Origin of the sequence: Brevibacterium luteolum, assembly GCF_013004595.1 — a bacterium.
GTDB classification, from domain to species: Bacteria; Actinomycetota; Actinomycetes; order Actinomycetales; family Brevibacteriaceae; genus Brevibacterium; species Brevibacterium luteolum.
Map to the genome: position 1 here is coordinate 43776 of NZ_JABEMC010000002.1, position 17843 is coordinate 61618.

Annotated in this window: 17 protein-coding genes; 3 read left to right on the top strand and 14 right to left on the bottom strand. The window is 64.7% G+C overall.

What is annotated here, in order from left to right:
* Positions 1–91: 91 nt before the first annotated feature.
* Entirely contained in the window at positions 92–1087 is a 996-nt protein-coding gene (locus HLA91_RS03725) for an ABC transporter substrate-binding protein (RefSeq protein ID WP_170273605.1), read from the bottom strand.
* A 279-nt stretch (positions 1088–1366) separates the two neighbouring features.
* Between HLA91_RS03725 and HLA91_RS03730 the strand changes: the two genes are divergently transcribed.
* Positions 1367–2563 (top strand): cobalamin-independent methionine synthase II family protein, encoded by a 1197-nt coding sequence (locus tag HLA91_RS03730; RefSeq protein ID WP_170273606.1) that lies wholly within the window; start codon positions 1367–1369, stop codon positions 2561–2563.
* On the opposite strand, the gene HLA91_RS03735 is transcribed toward HLA91_RS03730, so the two are convergent.
* Entirely contained in the window at positions 2564–3850 is a 1287-nt protein-coding gene (locus HLA91_RS03735) for an adenylosuccinate synthase (protein ID WP_170273607.1), read from the bottom strand.
* A 270-nt stretch (positions 3851–4120) separates the two neighbouring features.
* Here HLA91_RS03735 and HLA91_RS03740 point away from each other — a divergent pair, with 270 nt between their 5' ends.
* Both HLA91_RS03740 and HLA91_RS03745 read left to right on the top strand, forming a co-directional pair.
* Positions 4121–4792, top strand: a complete 672-nt coding sequence (locus HLA91_RS03740; RefSeq protein ID WP_170273608.1) for a GntR family transcriptional regulator — start codon at positions 4121–4123, stop codon at positions 4790–4792.
* On the top strand, positions 4789–5481 hold the full coding sequence (locus HLA91_RS03745; RefSeq protein WP_170273609.1) for a PDC sensor domain-containing protein: 693 nt from the start codon (positions 4789–4791) through the stop codon (positions 5479–5481). Before HLA91_RS03740 ends, HLA91_RS03745 begins: the two co-directional genes overlap by 4 nt.
* Before the next feature lie 14 nt (positions 5482–5495).
* Here HLA91_RS03745 and HLA91_RS03750 read toward each other — a convergent pair whose 3' ends face one another.
* The 12 genes from HLA91_RS03750 to HLA91_RS03805 all read right to left on the bottom strand — a co-directional run bounded on the left by HLA91_RS03750 (position 5496) and on the right by HLA91_RS03805 (position 17835).
* Positions 5496–7034 carry a gamma-glutamyl-gamma-aminobutyrate hydrolase family protein gene (locus HLA91_RS03750; protein WP_170273610.1) on the bottom strand — a complete coding sequence of 513 codons (1539 nt, stop codon included), beginning with the start codon at positions 7032–7034 and terminating at the stop codon, positions 5496–5498.
* On the bottom strand, positions 7034–7735 hold the full coding sequence (locus tag HLA91_RS03755) for a substrate-binding periplasmic protein (RefSeq protein ID WP_170273611.1): 702 nt from the start codon (positions 7733–7735) through the stop codon (positions 7034–7036). The genes HLA91_RS03750 and HLA91_RS03755 overlap by 1 nt, the downstream gene beginning before the upstream one ends.
* Positions 7732–9204 carry a glutamine synthetase family protein gene (locus HLA91_RS03760; RefSeq protein WP_239557087.1) on the bottom strand — a complete coding sequence of 491 codons (1473 nt, stop codon included), beginning with the start codon at positions 9202–9204 and terminating at the stop codon, positions 7732–7734. Before HLA91_RS03760 ends, HLA91_RS03755 begins: the two co-directional genes overlap by 4 nt.
* A gap of 11 nt (positions 9205–9215) precedes the next feature.
* Entirely contained in the window at positions 9216–10505 is a 1290-nt protein-coding gene (locus HLA91_RS03765; RefSeq protein ID WP_343898537.1) for an NAD(P)/FAD-dependent oxidoreductase, read from the bottom strand.
* Positions 10459–10656, bottom strand: coding sequence for a ferredoxin (locus HLA91_RS03770; RefSeq protein ID WP_170273613.1), 198 nt, complete (start codon positions 10654–10656; stop codon positions 10459–10461). The genes HLA91_RS03765 and HLA91_RS03770 overlap by 47 nt, the downstream gene beginning before the upstream one ends.
* A gap of 24 nt (positions 10657–10680) precedes the next feature.
* Positions 10681–11880: a cytochrome P450 gene (locus HLA91_RS03775; protein ID WP_170273614.1), complete on the bottom strand. Its 1200-nt coding sequence runs from the start codon at positions 11878–11880 to the stop codon at positions 10681–10683.
* Complete coding sequence (locus HLA91_RS03780) at positions 11877–13436, bottom strand: APC family permease (RefSeq protein WP_170273615.1); 1560 nt, start codon at positions 13434–13436, stop codon at positions 11877–11879. The genes HLA91_RS03775 and HLA91_RS03780 overlap by 4 nt, the downstream gene beginning before the upstream one ends.
* 388 nt (positions 13437–13824) lie before the next feature.
* Positions 13825–14301 carry a DUF3151 domain-containing protein gene (locus HLA91_RS03785; RefSeq protein ID WP_170273616.1) on the bottom strand — a complete coding sequence of 159 codons (477 nt, stop codon included), beginning with the start codon at positions 14299–14301 and terminating at the stop codon, positions 13825–13827.
* A 22-nt stretch (positions 14302–14323) separates the two neighbouring features.
* On the bottom strand, positions 14324–15157 hold the full coding sequence (locus HLA91_RS03790) for a hypothetical protein (protein WP_170273617.1): 834 nt from the start codon (positions 15155–15157) through the stop codon (positions 14324–14326).
* Positions 15154–16161, bottom strand: coding sequence for a glycosyltransferase family 2 protein (locus HLA91_RS03795; RefSeq protein WP_170273868.1), 1008 nt, complete (start codon positions 16159–16161; stop codon positions 15154–15156). Before HLA91_RS03795 ends, HLA91_RS03790 begins: the two co-directional genes overlap by 4 nt.
* Positions 16162–16223: 62 nt before the next feature.
* Entirely contained in the window at positions 16224–17003 is a 780-nt protein-coding gene (locus HLA91_RS03800) for an ABC transporter ATP-binding protein (RefSeq protein WP_170273618.1), read from the bottom strand.
* On the bottom strand, positions 16987–17835 hold the full coding sequence (locus HLA91_RS03805) for an ABC transporter permease (RefSeq protein ID WP_170273619.1): 849 nt from the start codon (positions 17833–17835) through the stop codon (positions 16987–16989). The genes HLA91_RS03800 and HLA91_RS03805 overlap by 17 nt, the downstream gene beginning before the upstream one ends.
* Positions 17836–17843 lie beyond the last annotated feature (8 nt).

Consider the following 17843-nt stretch of genomic DNA (forward strand, 5'->3'; position numbering starts at 1 on the left):
GGACTGCAGCGAACGGGAGTGTCCAAAGGGGAAGCACCGTCCGCTGCAGCCCGCACTGTCAGCCTACGCGCCTGTCAGTGCAGGGGCATGATCATTCGACGACAGTGTCAGCAGAGTCGATGAATTCCTGGTCCATCTCAACGCCCATCCGCTTGGCGGCTTCGGGGTTGATGACCAGCTGGTACTCCGACTGCTGCTCGACGGCCATGTCGGCCGGATCCTCGCCGTCCTTGAGGATCTTGAGCGCCATGTCGGCGGTCTGCTTGCCGAGTGCCTCGTAGTCGATGCCGTAGGTCGCTGCCGCGCCCTCCTCGACCTGGCCGGCCTCGGAGCCGATGAGCAGTGCTTCGTTCTTCTCCGCGGCCTGGACCATCGTCGAGATCGCCGAGACGACGGTGTTGTCGGTCGGGACGTAGTAGGCGTCGACGTCGCCGAGGGAGTCGGCGGCCTGCGAGACCTCACCGGAGTTCGAGACGGTGGCTTCCTTGATCTCGAGGCCCTGCTCCTCGGCGGCTTCCTTGGCCATCTTGACCTGGACCTCGGAGTTGACCTCGCCGGAGCTGTAGACGATGCCGACGCTCTTGGCGTCCGGGTTGATATTCTTGACGAGTTCGAGCTGCTCGGCGACCGGGTTGAGGTCGGTGGTCCCGGTGACGTTGCCGCCGGGCTTCTCCAGGCTGTCGACGAGCTGCGCTTCGACCGGGTCGGTGACCGCGGTGAAGACGATGGGCTTATCCGAGATCGCCTGGGCTGCGGCCTGTGCGGTCGGGGTGGCGATCGCCAGTACGAGGTCGAGGTCCTGGGAAGCGAAATTCTGGGCGATCGACGTTGCGTTGGACTGGTCGCCCTGGGCGTTCTGCTCGTCGTACTCGACGTCGACGCCGGCGTCCTCCATGCCCTTCTTGAAGCCCTCTGCTGCGGCGTCAAGCGCTGGGTGCTGGACGATCTGGGTGATGCCGACTGAGTAGGACTCCTGGCCGTTGCCGCCCTCTCCTCCTTCGCCGCCGCCGCTGCCGCCTCCGCAGGCTGCCAGTGCCAGTGCCGCCGATGCTGCCGTGAAGCCCACGGCCATGCGCTTGATCCGCATGTTCTCCTCCTCTGCGAGAGGGCCGCACACCCCTCTGTGCGCGGCCGCTCAACGAGCTCAACCTATCCCAGGTGAGCATGACCTGTTAACTATCTCACAGGGGCCTGACACCTTTGCAGACAGACGGCCTTGAAGGCTCATTCGTTACGGACATTTGACTCAGAACGCCCGTTCGGGCCGGACAGCGCGGCACATGCGTCGCCATATGACGTTCGGCGCATACGACACGCTGCGCGTGTGTTCGACTCTGAGAGACCACACTGTCTGAAAGGAGCTTCAATGACTACGATCCGCACGAGCCACGCCGGTTCTCTGCCCCGCACCGAGGCGCTCATCGCCGCCAATCGAGCCCGACGCGCTGAGAACACCAACGCCGAGGCGTTCGACGAGCTGCTGACGGAGAGTGTCGTCGACATCGTGGCCCGGCAGCGCGACCTGGGCATCACCGAACCCAACGACGGCGAGTACGGTCATGCGATGGCCGCCGACTTCGACTACGGGGCGTGGTGGCATTATTCGTTCGCCCGCACCGGGGGCCTGTCACTGTCCGAACACGGGCTGTGGGAGCAGCCGGCGGTGCGTTCCGAGCCGGGTCAGGTGCGGCTGACGAGCTTCGGGGACCGGCGTGACCGGCAGCTCTTCCCCGGTGTCTACGCGGATCCCGCCGGTGGCGCTGATACCGGTGAGCAGCCGGACTTCCCGAAGGTCACCGGCCCGATCAGCTACACCGGCCACGAGCAGGTCGCTCGCGATATCCGCAATGTCACCGCCGGCCTCGAACAGGCCGGCTATGAGATCTCGCGCGGGTTCCTCAACTCGATCTCTCCCGGCTCGGCCTCCCGGATCGCCAATGAGCACTATGAGACGGAGGAGGAGCTCATCTGGGCGTTCGCCGATGTGCTGCGCGAGGAGTACCTCGCGATCACCGAGGCCGGCCTCATCGTGCAGATCGATGACCCGTCGATCGCGGAGAACTTCGACCAGATCAACCCGGAGCCCAGCTATGAGGACTATCGGGCATTCACGCAGATCCGCGTCGAGGCGCTCAACTATGCGCTGCGCGGCATCGACCCGCAGCAGGTCCGCTTCCACACATGTTGGGGTTCATGGCATGGTCCGCATGTCACCGATCTGCCGTTCGCTGAGATCGTCGACCTGGTGCTTTCGATCGATGCTGCTGGGATCACCTTCGAAGCCGCCAATGTCCGCCATGAGCATGAGTGGCGGATCTGGGAGGACACGAAGCTGCCGGACGGCAAGTACATCATTCCCGGCATCGTCTCCCATGCCACGAACGTCGTCGAGCACCCTGAGCTGGTCGCCGACCGGATCGAGCGCTTCGCCCGGCTCGTCGGCCCGGAGAACGTCGTCGCCTCAACGGACTGCGGGCTCGGCGGCCGAGTGCACCCGGAGATTGCAGTCGCCAAGCTCGAGGCCCTGGCACGGGGTGCCGAGATCGCCGGCTCCCGCCTGTGATCAGTCGAGCAGTTCGTGGCGGACGATCGACTGCTCACGGTCGGGTCCGACGCCGATGACGGAGATCCGGCAGCCGGAGAGCCGCTCGAGGGCGTGCACGTAGTTCTGCGCGTTCTCGGGCAGCTCTTCGAAGCTGCGGGCCACCGTGATGTCCTCGTCCCAGCCGGGGAAGGTCTCGAAGATCGGCGTGGCGTGGTGGAAGTCGGACTGGCTTGCCGGCATCTCGTCGTGGCGCACCCCGTCGATCTCGTAGGCCACGCACACCGGGATCTCCTCGATGCCGGTGAGCACGTCGAGTTTGGTGAGCACGTAGTCGGTGAAGCCGTTGACGCGGGCAGCGTAGCGGGCGATGACCGCGTCGTACCAGCCGCAGCGGCGCGGCCGGCCGGTGTTGACGCCGTATTCGCCGCCGGTCTTCTGCAGGCGCACGCCCATCTCGTCGAACAGCTCGGTTGGGAACGGCCCGGCGCCCACGCGGGTGGTGTAGGCCTTGACGATGCCGATGACACGGGTGATGCGGGTCGGCCCGATGCCCGCACCAACGACCGCGCCGCCGGCGCTTGGATTCGATGAGGTCACGAACGGGTAGGTGCCGTGGTCGACGTCGAGCATTGTCGCCTGGCCGCCCTCCATCACGACGACCTCACCGGCATCAAGCGCCTCGTTAAGCAGCAGCGAGGTGTCGCACACCATCGGCCGCAGCCGTTCGGCGTGCTGCAGGAAGTACTCGACGGTCTCCTCGACCTCGACGGCGCGGCGATTGTAGACCTTGAGCAGCAGTTCGTTCTTCTGCCGCAACGCGCCTTCGACCTTCTGCCTGAGGATCGATTCGTCGAACAGGTCCTGGATGCGGATGCCGATGCGCGAGACCTTGTCGGCATAGGCCGGGCCGATGCCGCGGCCGGTGGTGCCGATGGCGCGCTTGCCGAGGAACCGCTCGGTGACCTTATCCATCGTCTGGTGGTAGGGGGCGACGACGTGGGCGTTGGCGGAGATCCGCAGCGCCGAGGTGTCGGCTCCGCGGGATTCGAGCATCTCGATCTCCTCGAACAGAGCTTCGAGATTGACGACGACGCCGTTGCCGATCACCGGGGTGACGTTCGGTGAGAGGATGCCGGCAGGCAGCAGCTTGAGCTCGTACTTCTCCCCGCCGACGACGACGGTGTGGCCGGCGTTGTTGCCGCCGTTGGGCTTGACGACATAGTCGACGCGGGTGCCGAGGATGTCGGTGGTCTTGCCTTTTCCTTCGTCGCCCCACTGGGCGCCGACGACAACGAGTGCTGGCATGTGGCAGGTCTCCCTTGCTGATCGGGCCGCCGCGGCGCACAGCAGCACACCGGGGCCTTACCCGACCATTCTACGCAGGGGCTCGGACGGCGGTTCGGGCCGTCGCCTGTTGAGCCGGCGCCTGCGTTCCGGCAATTGATATCATCGGAACGTCTGAATAGAGGATGACTATTCGAGTGAGGATGGGGGAAGGCGATGGGCAGTTCGACTGTTCCTGCCTCCAGCAAGCTCCTCTTCAACCCTGTCCCGGATACTGAGCGTGCGACGGCCGTGCGGCGCCGTATCCGCCGTGCTGTGCAGCTCGGGTTCCTGTCCACCGGCGACCGCCTGCCGAGCGAGAGTGAAATGGCGAACGCGTTCGGCGTGGCGGCGGGAGCAGTGCGCGAAGCACTCGCGGCACTGCGCTCGGAGGGCATTGTCACAACGCGTCGTGGACGTAGCGGCGGCACCTTCATCGTCGGAATCCCGGGGTTCCGCATCGACGAGGTGAAGAAGGACCTGGCAGCGATGTCGATGGCAGAGCTGCGTGACCTCTCCGATGAGCTCACGGCCATTGCCCGCGCTTCAGCCGATCTCGCCGCCGAGCGCGCATACGAGGACGACATCGACAAGCTGCGGAGGCTTGCTGCTGTGTTCGCCGACACCGCTGAGCCCACCGCTCAGGCGATGGCCGACAGTCGCTTCCATGTCGAACTCACGGCCATGAGCCAGTCATCGCGTCTGACGCAGGCGCAGCTGCGTCTGCAGAGCGAGTTCGCTGAGCTTCTGTGGTGCTCAGGCACCGTCGACGCGGCACGTGAGGCACGGGATCACGCCGCCATCATCGATGCGGTGGCCCAGGGACGTTCCGGCCGTGCCGGTGACGCTGTTGCCGTGCATATCCGCGCTGCTCTGAGGACCATCGTGGAGTTCAAGCTCTCGCTGCTTCCGGAGGTGGCATGACACCGACGGGCGTTGCTGAGCGCTTCTCCGACTGGTTCAGCGCTGAGTTTGCCGCTCTTGCCGAACTGACAGATGTCGTTGCGGCTGAGATCGCGGCCCGGGCGCGCGGCCACCGCCCGCACCTTGCCGACCTCCGGGAACTCGCGACTCTCTACCCGGAGTTCATTCTGCGATCCGAGACCGTCGCTGCGGCAGGTGCTCTGTTTGCGCCTGCATCAGTTGCAGGCGCAGACCGTCTCCTGGAGTGGTGGGAGCGATCCGACGGCACGATCGCGAAGGTGAACTTCAACCTGCTGCCGAACACAACGTCCTACTACGACTATGAGCTCCGCGAGTACTTCGTTCTGCCGACGGCGCACGGCCGACGCAATATCCACGGACCGTTCGTCGACTTCCTCGGTCTCGATGAGTACATCATCACGCTCACCCTTCCTCTCACTGTGGATTCGGAACGCATCGGTGTCTCCGGTGCCGACTATCGATGCCGCGACCTCGATCTGCATATGCTTCCGATCCTGCGGAGCCTGGGCGCGCCGGCAGTTCTGCGCAACAGCGACTCCCGTGTGATAGTCGGGACCTCCGCGGAGTATCTGGTGGGCGAGCGCATGATCACGGTGCCGACCGATGCGCGCGTGTACGGAGTCCCGGTCTTCGACCGACACCTCGACCTCGTCGTTCTGACCGACTGATCACCGTCCGCTCGTCAGACGTCTATGTGTTCTTCGACGCGCGGTGCGGGGTGACCAGAGTCTTGGAACGCAGCAGCCTGCGAGACGAACTCCCTGATGATCGCCGCGAAATCGTCATGGTTCCCGTCAGGGTCCTCAGGATGCCACTGCAGACCGAGAACCCACTGATCGGCCTCCAGCTCAGTCGCTTCGACGACGCCATCCTGCGCGAAGCCGACTGCCCGCAGTCCATCACCCAGCCTGTCGACGGCCTGGTGATGCCCTGACCGCACCGTGACGCCGCATCGTCCGAGGATCCTGTGGATGACCGAGCCATTCTCTAGGCGGACGTCCTCATCGAGGAACATCGGCTCACCTGGTTCGCCGCGGTGCAGGTGCCCTGGCACCAGATCAGGGATCAGAGTTCCACCGAGAGCCACATTCAGCAGCTGCGATCCACGGCAGACAGCCAGCAGCGGAGCTCCCCGCTGCAGGGTGTCGGTGATGCCGAGGATGCTGAAGACGTCGGCATCCCGATCGATGCCGTAGGAACCCTGGACAGTCCCGAGGCTGCCGCCGTACACCGTCGGATCCACATCCCCGCCACCCAGATAGAGCACCGCATCAGCCCGTGTGATGGAGTCGAGAGAGCGGGTCTGCGGATCGTTCGGGTCGATGATCGAGATCCTGGCTCCTGCCTCATTCAGGGCCGCAAGTGTGCTCGCAGTGAATCGCTGGACCAGTTCGAACATCTCCGCGGTGAACCCTGGGAAGCTCAGAGGGACGACGACAGCGATGAGCGGCGCGTCCGGATCGGGTTGGGGTCCTGCGGGCATGACATCGGCAAGGGTGACAGCCCGGTGGCTTCCGTCCTTTCGCTGCAGGTCGGCGCGGCACTGGGCGACCAACCAGTCGAACAGACCTTGGTCGACGGGGTCGCTGTGGGCACGGTCCTCGGGGTGCCACTGGACTGCAAGCAGCCGCGGCGCCTGAGTCTGCAGCGCTTCGATCGTTCCATCCGGGGCATAGGCCGTCGCTACCACGCCCGTGCCCAAGCGTCCGATTGCCTGATGGTGGTAGGACGAGACATCGACCTGCTGGCTGCCGAGAGCGGTGTGCAGGATGCTGCCCCGCTCTATCGACACCTGGTGCACGGTGCCGACATGGTCCAGGCCGGTGGCGAGGTGTTGGATGAGGTCTCCGCCGCATGCGACGTTGACCAGCTGCATTCCGCGGCAGATCGCCAGCGTCGGGATGTCCCGTCGCATGGCCTCGCGGACGATCTCCAGGTCGTAGGAGTCCTGGAAGTCAGCATCTGTCAGAGTGAGGTCGTCGCCGGGTTCCTGACCGTAGAGTCGCGGATTGATATCCGAGCCTCCCGGAATGATCAGACCGTCGAGGCCGGCCCAATGCGATTCGCTGGAAGGATCTCCGCCCGGGTAGAGGATGCGCGGTTCGCCCCCAGCTCGGAGCACGGCGTCGAGCACGGCTGCAGCGGCGGCAGTGCCTGCATAGCGGAGTCCATTCACGGTGGAGGAGACCATTCCCGTCACTCCGATGATCGGTCTGTGCATCATCGCTCCTCGTCGAAGGGGTAGGGAAGGTCGGGCATCCATGTCGTCCAGGCGGCCTGCAGCGATCCGTCGGCCTGCGCGATCCGCAGCGCGTCGTTGATGTCGTTCAGCAGATCTGCATGCTCGTGCGCCACGCCGATTCCCCACGGATTGCGCGTCTGCACTGTGAAGGCGACATCGAAGCTGGGGTCGGCACCGAGTGGAACGGTGACGACGTCATCGTCGACGACTGCATCGACATCGCCTTCCTTCAGAGCCGTGAGCATATCGCCGAAGACGTCAGCGCTCGCACCGAACCGACACAGCTCGGTGCCGCTGAAAGTCCGGGCGAGCTTCTCGTTCACGCTGTCTGCTATGGCCGCGATGCGGTAACCGGTCAGGTCCTGCGCGCTGCGAGCCGGATCGCCTGCCCGCACGAGCACCGTCTCGTTGAAGACGGCATATGGCACCGAGTAGCTCAGAAGCGCCTGCCGCTCCGGTGAGATCCCCTGACCACACAGCACGGCATCCGAATCGCCGCGCCTGACGGCGGGGATCATCTCATCCCATGGCATGCACTGCCACTCGACCTGCCGGCCGAGAGCGCGTCCGACCAACTGTGCGACATCAGGTTCGTAACCGTGCCGTGTCCCATCCGACTGTCGCGGTCCGAACAGCGGCGGAGCATCGGAGTCGATGCAGGCCAGGCGAAGCGGCGTCATGGCACCGTCTCCCAGTACTGATCGCGCTCCCAGTCAGTGATCGCCCCGCAGAAGCGCGCCCATTCGTCGCACTTCAGTTCGGCATAGTGATCCACCAGCAGGTCGGGCAGGACGGAACGGACGAAGCCGCTGCGGTCGAACAGGCTGATGGCATCACCCAACGTCGTCGGAACGCGCGTTCCGGATGCTGCCTCCCGGTCCGCTGCCTGGTCAACAGGTTCGCCAGGATCGAGTTCGCCGTCCAGACCAGCTCGGTAGGCGCCGACGATGAGGGCATGGGACAGATAGGGGTTGACTGCGGAGTCCGGGACTCGGTATTCCATCCGTCCGATCGAGGAGATCCTCACCAGGCAGCTCCGATCGTCCAGCCCCCAGTTGACAACGTCAGGGGCGAACTGCCCGACATCCCAGAAGCGCTTGTAAGAGTTCACCGTCGAGGCCATGACGCCCATCATGTCGGCGGCATTCTCGATGATTCCGCCCATGAGCTGCTTGCCGATCGGGCTGATGTGCAGCTCACGGTTTCCGCGTTCGATGAGCAGGTTGTCGTCGTTCTCCCAGACGCTCAGGTTGTGATGGCAGCCGTTGCCCATCTGTCCCACATACGGCTTCGGCATGAAGCTGGCGGTGATGCCGAGCTCCCGCCCCACCTGGCGACAGATCTGTCGGTAGGTGACGAGTCTGTCAGCCGTCAGCTCGATGCGGTCGTAGTTCCAGTTGAGCTCCAGCTGCCCGTCGTCCTCGTAGTCTCCCTGAATCATGTCAAGGCCCATTGCCTGCCCGTAGCGGATGAGCTTCTGGTAGACGGGACGCATGATCTCCAGGTTCTCAACCTGATAAGCAGGTGAGGCGCCGTCCTTCTTGATGACTTCGAGCCCCGCGCCTTCCCACGACATCTCGGGCTCACAGCCGGAGCGGACATGGAACCCCGTATGGTCTTCGAATTCGGCGTGCACTCTCCGCATGGCGGCTCGGCTGTCCGTCGCGAGGGGGCGGCCGCCGACACCAGGGAGATGATTGGGTTCATACGCACTGCAGAAGACTCGCGCAACGGAGGTGTCCCACGGCAGCACCGTGAAGGTCTCAGGGTCCGGCAGAGCGACGAATTCCTGTGCTCCGACTCCGCCGCCGATCAAGGCTCCTGTTCGGGTGGTCTGCAGATCAGTCATCGAGGTGCGGTGCTGAAACACACCCGAGCGGAATGTCTTTCTGAAGTGCACTGCCGGCACCACCTTGGCTACGACACGGGACCCCAGAGTCGGGAGCTGATAGTAGATGTACTCCACGCCGTTCGCTCTGATGATCTCCTCGATCTCTGCGAGCACGGCCGGATCCGAGTTCGCTTCGGCATGCCGATCCAGTGCTGAGTTGTCAGTCAGATCGAAGGAGCGGCGAACGAACTGCTCGTTCATCATCGCGGCGGGCGCTGACGGGCCGAACGGTTCTACGTTGCGTGTCAGGACAGTCATAATAGGTCATCTCATTTCGTTGTCAGAAGTAGTGCGTCTGCGTCTTCAAGCTGACGCCGGTAGAACAGCTGCCGCTGGGGCGGAAGGCCGACAGTGAGGACGCCGACAGTGCGGCCGTCGCGCTGATAGGCAACTGCCGATCCATCCGCAACGGCATCGATCTGTCCTTCCAGAAACTCAGTGTCAAGATCTGCGCGGATGAGTCCATAGCCCTGTATCCGGATCTCGAAGAGATCCGACCAGAACGATGGCGGCACATGGGCCGGTGCGGACTCATCGCAGACCGCCAGATCTGCCAGCAGAGATCGGGCGGCGACCTTCGCCGTATCTGTTGGTGTGGACCAGTGCTCGACACGCCGGTCCGGAATGTCGTACTTCGGGTCAGGGAAGCGGGCGATATCCCCGACTGCGACCACGTTTCGCACGCCGCGGACGCGAAGAGATTCGTCACAGTGCACACCATCGGAGAGATCGAGCCCATTGCCCTGCAGCCACTCGACGTTGGGGGCAGAACCGATCGCCTGGATGATCACGTCGGTGGGCACAGTTCTCCCGCTCGAGAGCACCGCGGCGGCCACCCGCTGCGATCCGGCGCGTTCTTCGCACTCAAGCGCAGTGACCCGCTCTCCACCGATGAACGTCACCCCTCTGCTCTCGAGCACATTGCGGAAGGCAGCCGCCAGGCGAGGACCGACAACCCTTTCGAAGGGGCCTGTCGACCCCTCGATCACAGTGACGGAGCAGCCCAGCTGAGTGGCAGATGCGGCCGCCTCGCAGCCGATGAATCCGGCTCCGATCACAGTGACGTGCGGCCGGGGCTCTCGGTGCAGGTCTTCATACAGCCCCATCGAGTCCTCGCGCGTGCGAATGACATGCAGACCGACAGCACCCTCTGCCATCTCGAGTCGCCTGGGACGCAGGCCCGTTGCGATGACGAGCCCGCTGTAGGAGATCTCCTCACCATCGGAGAGAGTGATGCTCTGACCGTCCAGGTCTGCGCTCACAACGCGGGTGCCGAGGATCCATTCGACATCGTGGACCGACTTCTTCAGCCGGAAAGCGAGCTTCTCATCAAGCACCTCACGATCGGACGGCTCCGCCGTCAGGAGATCCTTCGACAGCGGAGGCCGGTTGTACGGCATGTGCGGTTCTGCACCGATGACGATGATCCGCTGATCCCATCCTCCTGCGCGCAGCCGCTCGACTGCGCGCAGCCCGCCGAGAGATGCTCCGACCACGACGATGGGCGCCATGTCAGTCTCCATCGGATTCCAGGAAGATCGCCTGGACTGGGCAGACATCGATGGCTTCCTCCACCTCGTCGAGCTGATCCTCGCTGAATTCCTCGGTGTACTGCAGCACTCCGTCATCGTCGAGCCGGAAGACATCCGGGGCGGCGATGGTGCACTGTCCGTGGTTCTCGCACAGGGTGCGGTCGACATTGACCTTCATAGTTATTCTCCTTCTCTCTGTTGATCAGCGCTTCTCGAACCTGATGGGCAGTCGAACCGGACCGGTGTTCCCCGAGTCCGGCAGCCATTCGTCAGCGCCGTTGATTCGCAGGTTCTTCATCCGACTGGCGAGCAGAGGCAGCGCTTCGGACATGTCGGCTCGTGCGACGAAGTGACCGAGGCAATGATGCATGCCGCCACCGAAGGCGTAGTGAGGCTTGTGCTCCGCCTGCAGGTCGATCTCCGGGTTCGGGAAGGCCCGCGGATCTGTGCCGGCGCTGTAGGTGAAGAGGTGAACGGTCGTCCCCTGCTCGATGGTCAGCCCCTGGAACTCGAAGTCGGTCTTCGCTTCACGCGTGACCCACGTGGTTGTCGGATTGGTGCGCATGACCTCCTCGACTGCCTTTCCGCCGAGTGACGGATCGGCAGCGAGCAGCTCCCACTGCTCGGGATTGCGGACGAAGGTCTGGATGGCGAGTCCGAGCTGATTGCGAGTGGTGTCCATGCCGCCGAAGATGAGCAGCACCAGCGCGTTGCGCAGTTCTTCGTCCGTCAGTCGGTCCCCTCCGCGGTTGGCCTCAACGAGGCGAGTGACGAAGTCATCTCCTGGGTTGGCCTGTCGATCTGCAATGAGCTCTTCTGCGTATTCGTAGAGCTTGCCCAGTGCATCCTCGACCTGATCGATGTCCCGGTTGATGGTCACGCCGAGAGCGAGCCCGAGGGTCGATGCGAGCTTCGCGATGCGCGGCCACTCGGATTCCGGGATCCCCAGCATGATCGTCAGCACGCGAGTGGCATAGGGCTCAGCGAAGTCGGATACGAATTCGCAGTGCCCGCGTTCGATGAAGTCATCGATGAGTTCGTTGGCCATCGCCTGGAACCTGGGTACAAGCCGTTTGATCAGCCTGGGTGAGAATGCAGGGTTCAGCAGCCTGCGGATCCGGTGATGGTCCTCCCCTTCAAGAACGAGCAGAGTCTTGGACCACCAGTCATGGAAGGCTCCACCGTGGACCCCATTGAGGTCAGGCCACTTCGCACTCCCCTGGATGAGGTTCGGACTCTTGAGCAGCTTGGAGACCTCGTCGTAGCGCAGTACCGCGATGCCATAGTTCGTCTGGGCGTACCAGCTCTGCTCCCGAGCGTCGCGCAGCTGCTCCGAATGCATGGCGAAGGTCGGCTCTGCCAGGTCGAGGTACGGGGGATCGTGCGTGAGAGCGGTCGTCATTGTGCTTTCTCCTTTCGGACTGCGCCGTCGGAAGCCAGCGCGGTAGGTGTCTTCTGCATTGGATCGACATGAGCATCTCCGTGCGGAGTATCGCTCTTCAGATAGGGTTTCGCCGCCAGCATGTAGATCAGACCCGCTGTCACGACGACGACACCGGAGATGAGGACAAGATAGTTCTCGTACCACGGAGCGCCCGGGGTGCGCGGCCAGACCATGTTGATGATCCCTGTTGCGCCCCAGCCGAGCGCCAGAAGGTTGGCGGGAAGTCCCCACTTGCCGAGAGTGAACGCACCGGCTGGCTTCCACCCCTTCAGACGCGCGCGGAGGGCCGCTATCACCACCATCTGGAATCCGAGGTAGATCCCGAGAGAGGCGAAGGAGATGATGGCGGTCAGAGCGTTCGTCGATACCCGCGACCCAAGAATGATGCCGGCCGGAACGAGGCCTGCAACGAGCAGCGCGAACGGAGGCACGTGCAGTCGATCGGAGAATCGTCCGAGGAGGCCGCTGAGCGGCAGCATGTGGTCACGAGCAAGGGAGTATCCCAGCCGGCTTGCTGCGGCCTGCAGGCTGAGGACGCAGGAGGCGAACGAAATGAGGACCACGAGAAGAACGATGCGGTAGCCGATCGGCCCGAACGCACTCAGGAGTGCGGCTCCTACGGGATCTGCCACATCACCGCGCACGACTGCGGCGATATCAGGTGTGGCGAGAATGAGGGACAGGCAGACGAACGTTGCGGCAGCTCCACCGACGTAGATCGTCATGCGCATGGCCTTGGGGATCTGCCTGCCGGGATTGGGAACCTCCTCGGCCACATCGCCGCATGCCTCGAAGCCGTAGTACTGATAGACACCGATGAGACCGGCAGCAGCGAAGGCAGCGAAGTAGTTCCCGCCGAAGTTGTCAGCCGAACCGAATCCGTTGAACAGGACACCCAAGTCGTTATGGCGGGCGAACACAATCAAGCCGCCCCCGACGATCAGGGCCCCGCCGAGCTCAGCTATGAGACCGATGCTCGCTGCCAGGCTCACGACCTTGGTCCCGCCGAAGTTCAGCAGGGTGGCAATGGCGATCATTCCGAGTGCACAGGTGATGGTGGTCGACGGACCGGGCTCGAAGCCGAACAGAGCACCGAGGTACATTCCCGAGCCGTAGGCGACCGAGGCGATGGTCACGAGGAGCGAGATGAGGTAGACCCATCCATTCATCCATGCCCAGCGGCGACCCCAGAGTCGCCGCGACCACGGGTAGACGCCGCCTGACACTGGGAAGTTGGAGACGACCTCGCCGAAGACGAGTGCGACCATCATCTGGCCTACGGCGACGATGAGCAGCGACCAGAGCATCGGAGGCCCTGCTGATGCCAGAGAGACGGCGAATAGGGAGTACACGCCGACAACCGGTGAGAGATAGGTGAAGCCGAGCGAAACATTGCCGAAAAAGCTCATCTCGCGCTTGAACTGTTTGTCGTATGAGTAGCCCAGTGACGCAAGGTGAGCAGCGTCGGCATCGTGTTGGGTTGGCGTGTTCGTCGTTGAAGCATCCGCACGCATGGTTCCACCTTCGGTTCGCGTCACGTGCATCGACTGTGATGCACGCAACTACCGTAAACCATAAAACATCCTAGTTCAAAGGTTTTAACAAAAGTTGTTCATTGTGCCTGGTCAGAGAACTGCACCGCGCTCAACCACAGCTGCCTAGCAGAGACTCCCATCAGTGCGAGGCACCATCTGGAAGTCTCCGGCTCCGCATCACGGGACTCGCTCCCAGAGTTTCGCTCCATGCCGACAGTGCTGCAGCCGCTCCCTCGCGGCACCTTCGGCGCCGACCCGGCGCTCGCGGCCTCGTGCGGCCCCGGTATCTGGCGCCCCGCTTCACGCACCGCTGAGCGCCCCGGCCACCGTGCCGGTGCGCCGACGTTCAGGCATACAGCACAGCCGGTCAGCTGGTGGCGGAGTCGGACTCCTGGGCGATCTGCTCGCGGGCGGCGGGGTCGGATTCGCGCAGGAACCGCTCGATGCGCTGAGCTTCCTCACCTTCGCCGATGGTCGCTGCGGCCCGGCCGAGGGCGTAGAGGGAGCGGAGGAACCCGCGGTTCATCTCATGGGAGTACGGGATCGGTCCGGCACCGCGCCAGCCGGCCTGGCGCAGGGCGTCGAGACCGCGGTGGTAGCCGACGCGGGCGTAGGCGTACGAGTCGACGGTCCGGCCTTCGTCGTAGGCCTCATCGGCGAGCACGGCCCAGGCGAGGCAGCTGGCAGGCAGGTCGGTGACGACATCGGTGGCTTCTTCGCCGGCTGCCATCCGCTCGCGTGCTTCGGCGTCGGGGTGGTCTGCGGGAAGGAAGGTCGGCTGCGGGCCGATCTGGTCGGCGGACAGGTTGCCGATGTGCGAGGGATTTCCGAGCGGCTGGTTCATCACGTCTCCTGGTCTGGTCGCTTCAGTCGGTCTTCACGGCTGAGGGCTGGATGGTGAACGGGTTGTCGGCAAGCGCTCCGTAGGCTCCGGCCGAGGCGAGTTCGCCGAGCTGCTTCTCGGTGGCCACTCCGGTGACCCACGTCTGCACGTCGCTGCCGAACCACTCATCGAGGTTCTCAGCATCAGCCGACACCGCGGCCATCGGCGCATCAACGGCATCCGGGCTCTCCGCCTCCCCATCGAACAACGCAGTGAGCCCGGCATCGCCAGCCTGCTTGAGAACAGCAGGATCGTCGCTGCGGACGATGATCCCGTCGGTGCGACCGGCGTCTTCGGCGGTGGTGATGACCTCGCCGATGGTGTCGGCGTCGACGGCGGGCATGAGCACGGTCGCGTTGCCGAAGTCTTCGAGGGCCTGCGCCCATGTCAGTGTCGTGCCGGTGCGCTCGGAGTCCGTGGCGGGGGCGATCGCCGCCTCGGCGAAGGTCGCGTCGTCGGTCTCGATGACCGGCTTCTCAAGCCCGAGAGCCTTCGGCTCAGCTTCGGGGTCGGCGAGGACGAGGGTGCCGTCGGCGGTGCGGGCGAGGTCGACGGCCGGCAGGTACCCGAACTTCACGTCCTCGGCCAGCGCCTCCTTCGAGTTGGCCGGGTAGAGCGCCGAACCGCCCTGAACGGCGGCGACGACAGGGCTGTTGAGACTCGCGACGGTCAGGGACTTCGCGGGGCTGAGCATGTTGAAGGTCACGAGGCCGAGCACGGCGATGACGGCGATGCCGAGTGCGATGAACACCATCGGCGAGTTCTTGCGCTCGGGCTGTTCGGGCACCGGCGTCCAGCCTTCGGGGGTCTTCGTCATGCGCGACTCCGATCGACGGTGTGCTTCGCTCCGGTGACAGTGCCGCGCAGGAATCCAGCACCCCAGCTCAGGTGCATCGTCGGCACGATCGCAGCGAACCACGCCCGCTCACCGGGCGCGCAGTCCCGGGCGCTGGCGGAAACGGCGAGGATCCCTGCCGCATAGGCGGCCACAGGCGCGAAGGTCGCCCGCCCGAGCACACGCACAGGTGCCGGGGCGCGGCGCATAGTGCCCGACGCCTCGGCGACGGCACAGACGGCGGCCGCCGCGGTTCCGAGGACGACCAGCGGGGGTGCGAAGTAGCGCGGGGAGTTCTTCGCGCCGTAGCGGCGGACGATCTCGGCGCGCCACGTGCCGGTGGCGTAGAACTGCTGGACGACTTTGCGGTATTCGGCGCGCGGCCAGTAGGTCACCTGCAGGCGCGGGTCGAAGCGGACGCGGCCGCCGGCTTCGCGGATGCGCAGGTTGAGCTCCCAGTCCTGGCCGCGGCGCAGGGTGGTGTCGAAGCCGCCGAGGCGGTCGAAGACTTCGCGGCGGTAGATGCCGAGGTAGGCGGATTCGGCGTCCTGGGCTTCGTCGCCCGCGTGGTAGGCAGGGCCGCCGAGGCCGATGCGGGACATGTAGGCGCGGGCGACGGCCTTCTGCAGGGCTGTGCGGCCGCGGGCGACCATGAGCCCGCCGCAGTTGGCGGCGCCGGTTTCGCGCAGCACGGCGATGCCGGTGGCGGTGTAGTCGGCGGTGAGCTCGGAGTGGGCGTCGACGCGGATGATGACCGGGTGGCTGGTGGCCGCGACGGCGAGGTTGAGGCTCGTCGGGGTGTCGCCAGCGGGGTTGTGGACGAGGCGGATTCGCTCGTCAGCGGCGGCGAGGCGTTCGGCGATTCCCGTCGTGTCGTCAGTCGAGGGGCCGAGGGCGAGCACGATCTCCTTGGGGCCGGCGTAGTCCTGGGCGAGGATCGTGTCGACGGCTGCGGCCAAGTGCTCGGCTTCGTTGAGGACCGGCATGATGAAGGACACGCCCGGCTCGGCCGGCAGGGCTGGCAGTGACGCGGGGGCGAGGTCTGCTCTCACTTGTGCTGCTCGTACTCCTTCACGACGGCGTCGGTGTCCCCGTCGGCGAGCAGCTCGCCCTTCTCGATCCAGATGGTGCGGTTGCAGGTGTCGCGGATCGAGCGCATCGAGTGGGACACGAGGAAGACGGTGCCGGCCTTTTCGCGGATGCCGCGGATCCGGGCCTCGGAGCGCTTCTGGAAGTCGCGGTCACCGACGGACAGGGCTTCGTCGACGATGAGGATCTCATGCTCTTTGGCGGTGGCGATGCCGAACTTCAGGCGCGCAGACATACCGGAGGAGTAGGTGCGCATCGGCATGTCGATGAAGTCTCCGAGACCGGTGAATTCGACGATCTCGTCGTACTTCGACTCGATCTCCGCCCGCGTCATGCCCATCGCGAGGCCGCCGAGGATGATGTTCCGCGAACCGGACAGGTCGCTCATGAGCGCGGCACCGACGCCGAGGAGGTTCGGCCGTGACTTCGCGTAGACGGCTCCCTTGGTGGGCGGGGTGAGTCCGGTGATGGTGCGCATGAGCGTCGACTTGCCCGAACCGTTGGTGCCGATGATCCCGATCGACTCGTTGGCGTAGGCGGTGAAGGATACGCCCTTGAGGGCGTGGACGGTGCGCAGCTCACGGCCGCGCTGCAGCAGGCCCTTGGCTGAGCCGGGGGTCAGGCGCTTGCCGGTGGCCAGGGTCTTGAAGTCGACGTAGAGGTCGTCGACGATGACGACGGGCTGGCCGTCTTCAGGACGGCTGCCGTCAGGGGTGCGGTGCTCAATCGTCTCGGCCATATCGCTCCTCAGCTTTCCAGAAGAAGACGACGCCGATGCACAGGATGACAACGGCCCAGATGGCGTGCTTCCACCAGAAGTCGACGGGGATCTCGTACTCCGGCAGCAGGATGCCGCGGGCGATGGCGAGCACCTCGTAGAGCGGATGCCAGTCATAGACCGCAGCGACAGTCGGGTACTTGTCGAGGACCGTCGCCGGGTCGAAGAAGACACCGGAGGTGTAGAAGATCATGCGGGAGATGTAGGGCACGAGCTGGCTGAGGTCGCGCAGATGGACGGTCAGACGGGCGAAGATGAGGGCCACGCCCTGGTTGAAGATCCAGAAGATGAGCACGAGGGGGATGAGCAGGAACCAGGTGAACTCCGGCCTGGCACCCCACAGCATCGTCAGGATGATCATGAGTGCCAGGGTCGGCACGAAGTTGAGCAGGTTCTGCAGCACAGTCGAGACCGGCAGGACGAGGCGCGGGAACGGCAGGGACTGCACGAGCGCTGAGTTCGAGATGATCGATTTGGCCCCGCCGTTCATCGAAGAGTTGAAGAACTCCAGCAGGAAGACGCCGATGATGACGTAGGGGACGAATCCCTCTGGCCGCATGGACCCGAGCACGAGGCCGAAGACGAGGCCGTAGATGAGCGCGGAGAAGATCGGCCGCAGCAGCACCCACAGCATTCCCAGGCGGTTGCGCTCGTTCTCGCTTTGGATGCGGAACTTCGCGAGGCTGAAGATGAAGTCGCGCCGCCGCCACACCTCTTTCAGGTAGTGGGTCAGCGGCGGGCGGGCACCAACTCTGTCGAGTGAGTACTTCGCCGCCATCTCAGGCATGCTCATGGTGCGCA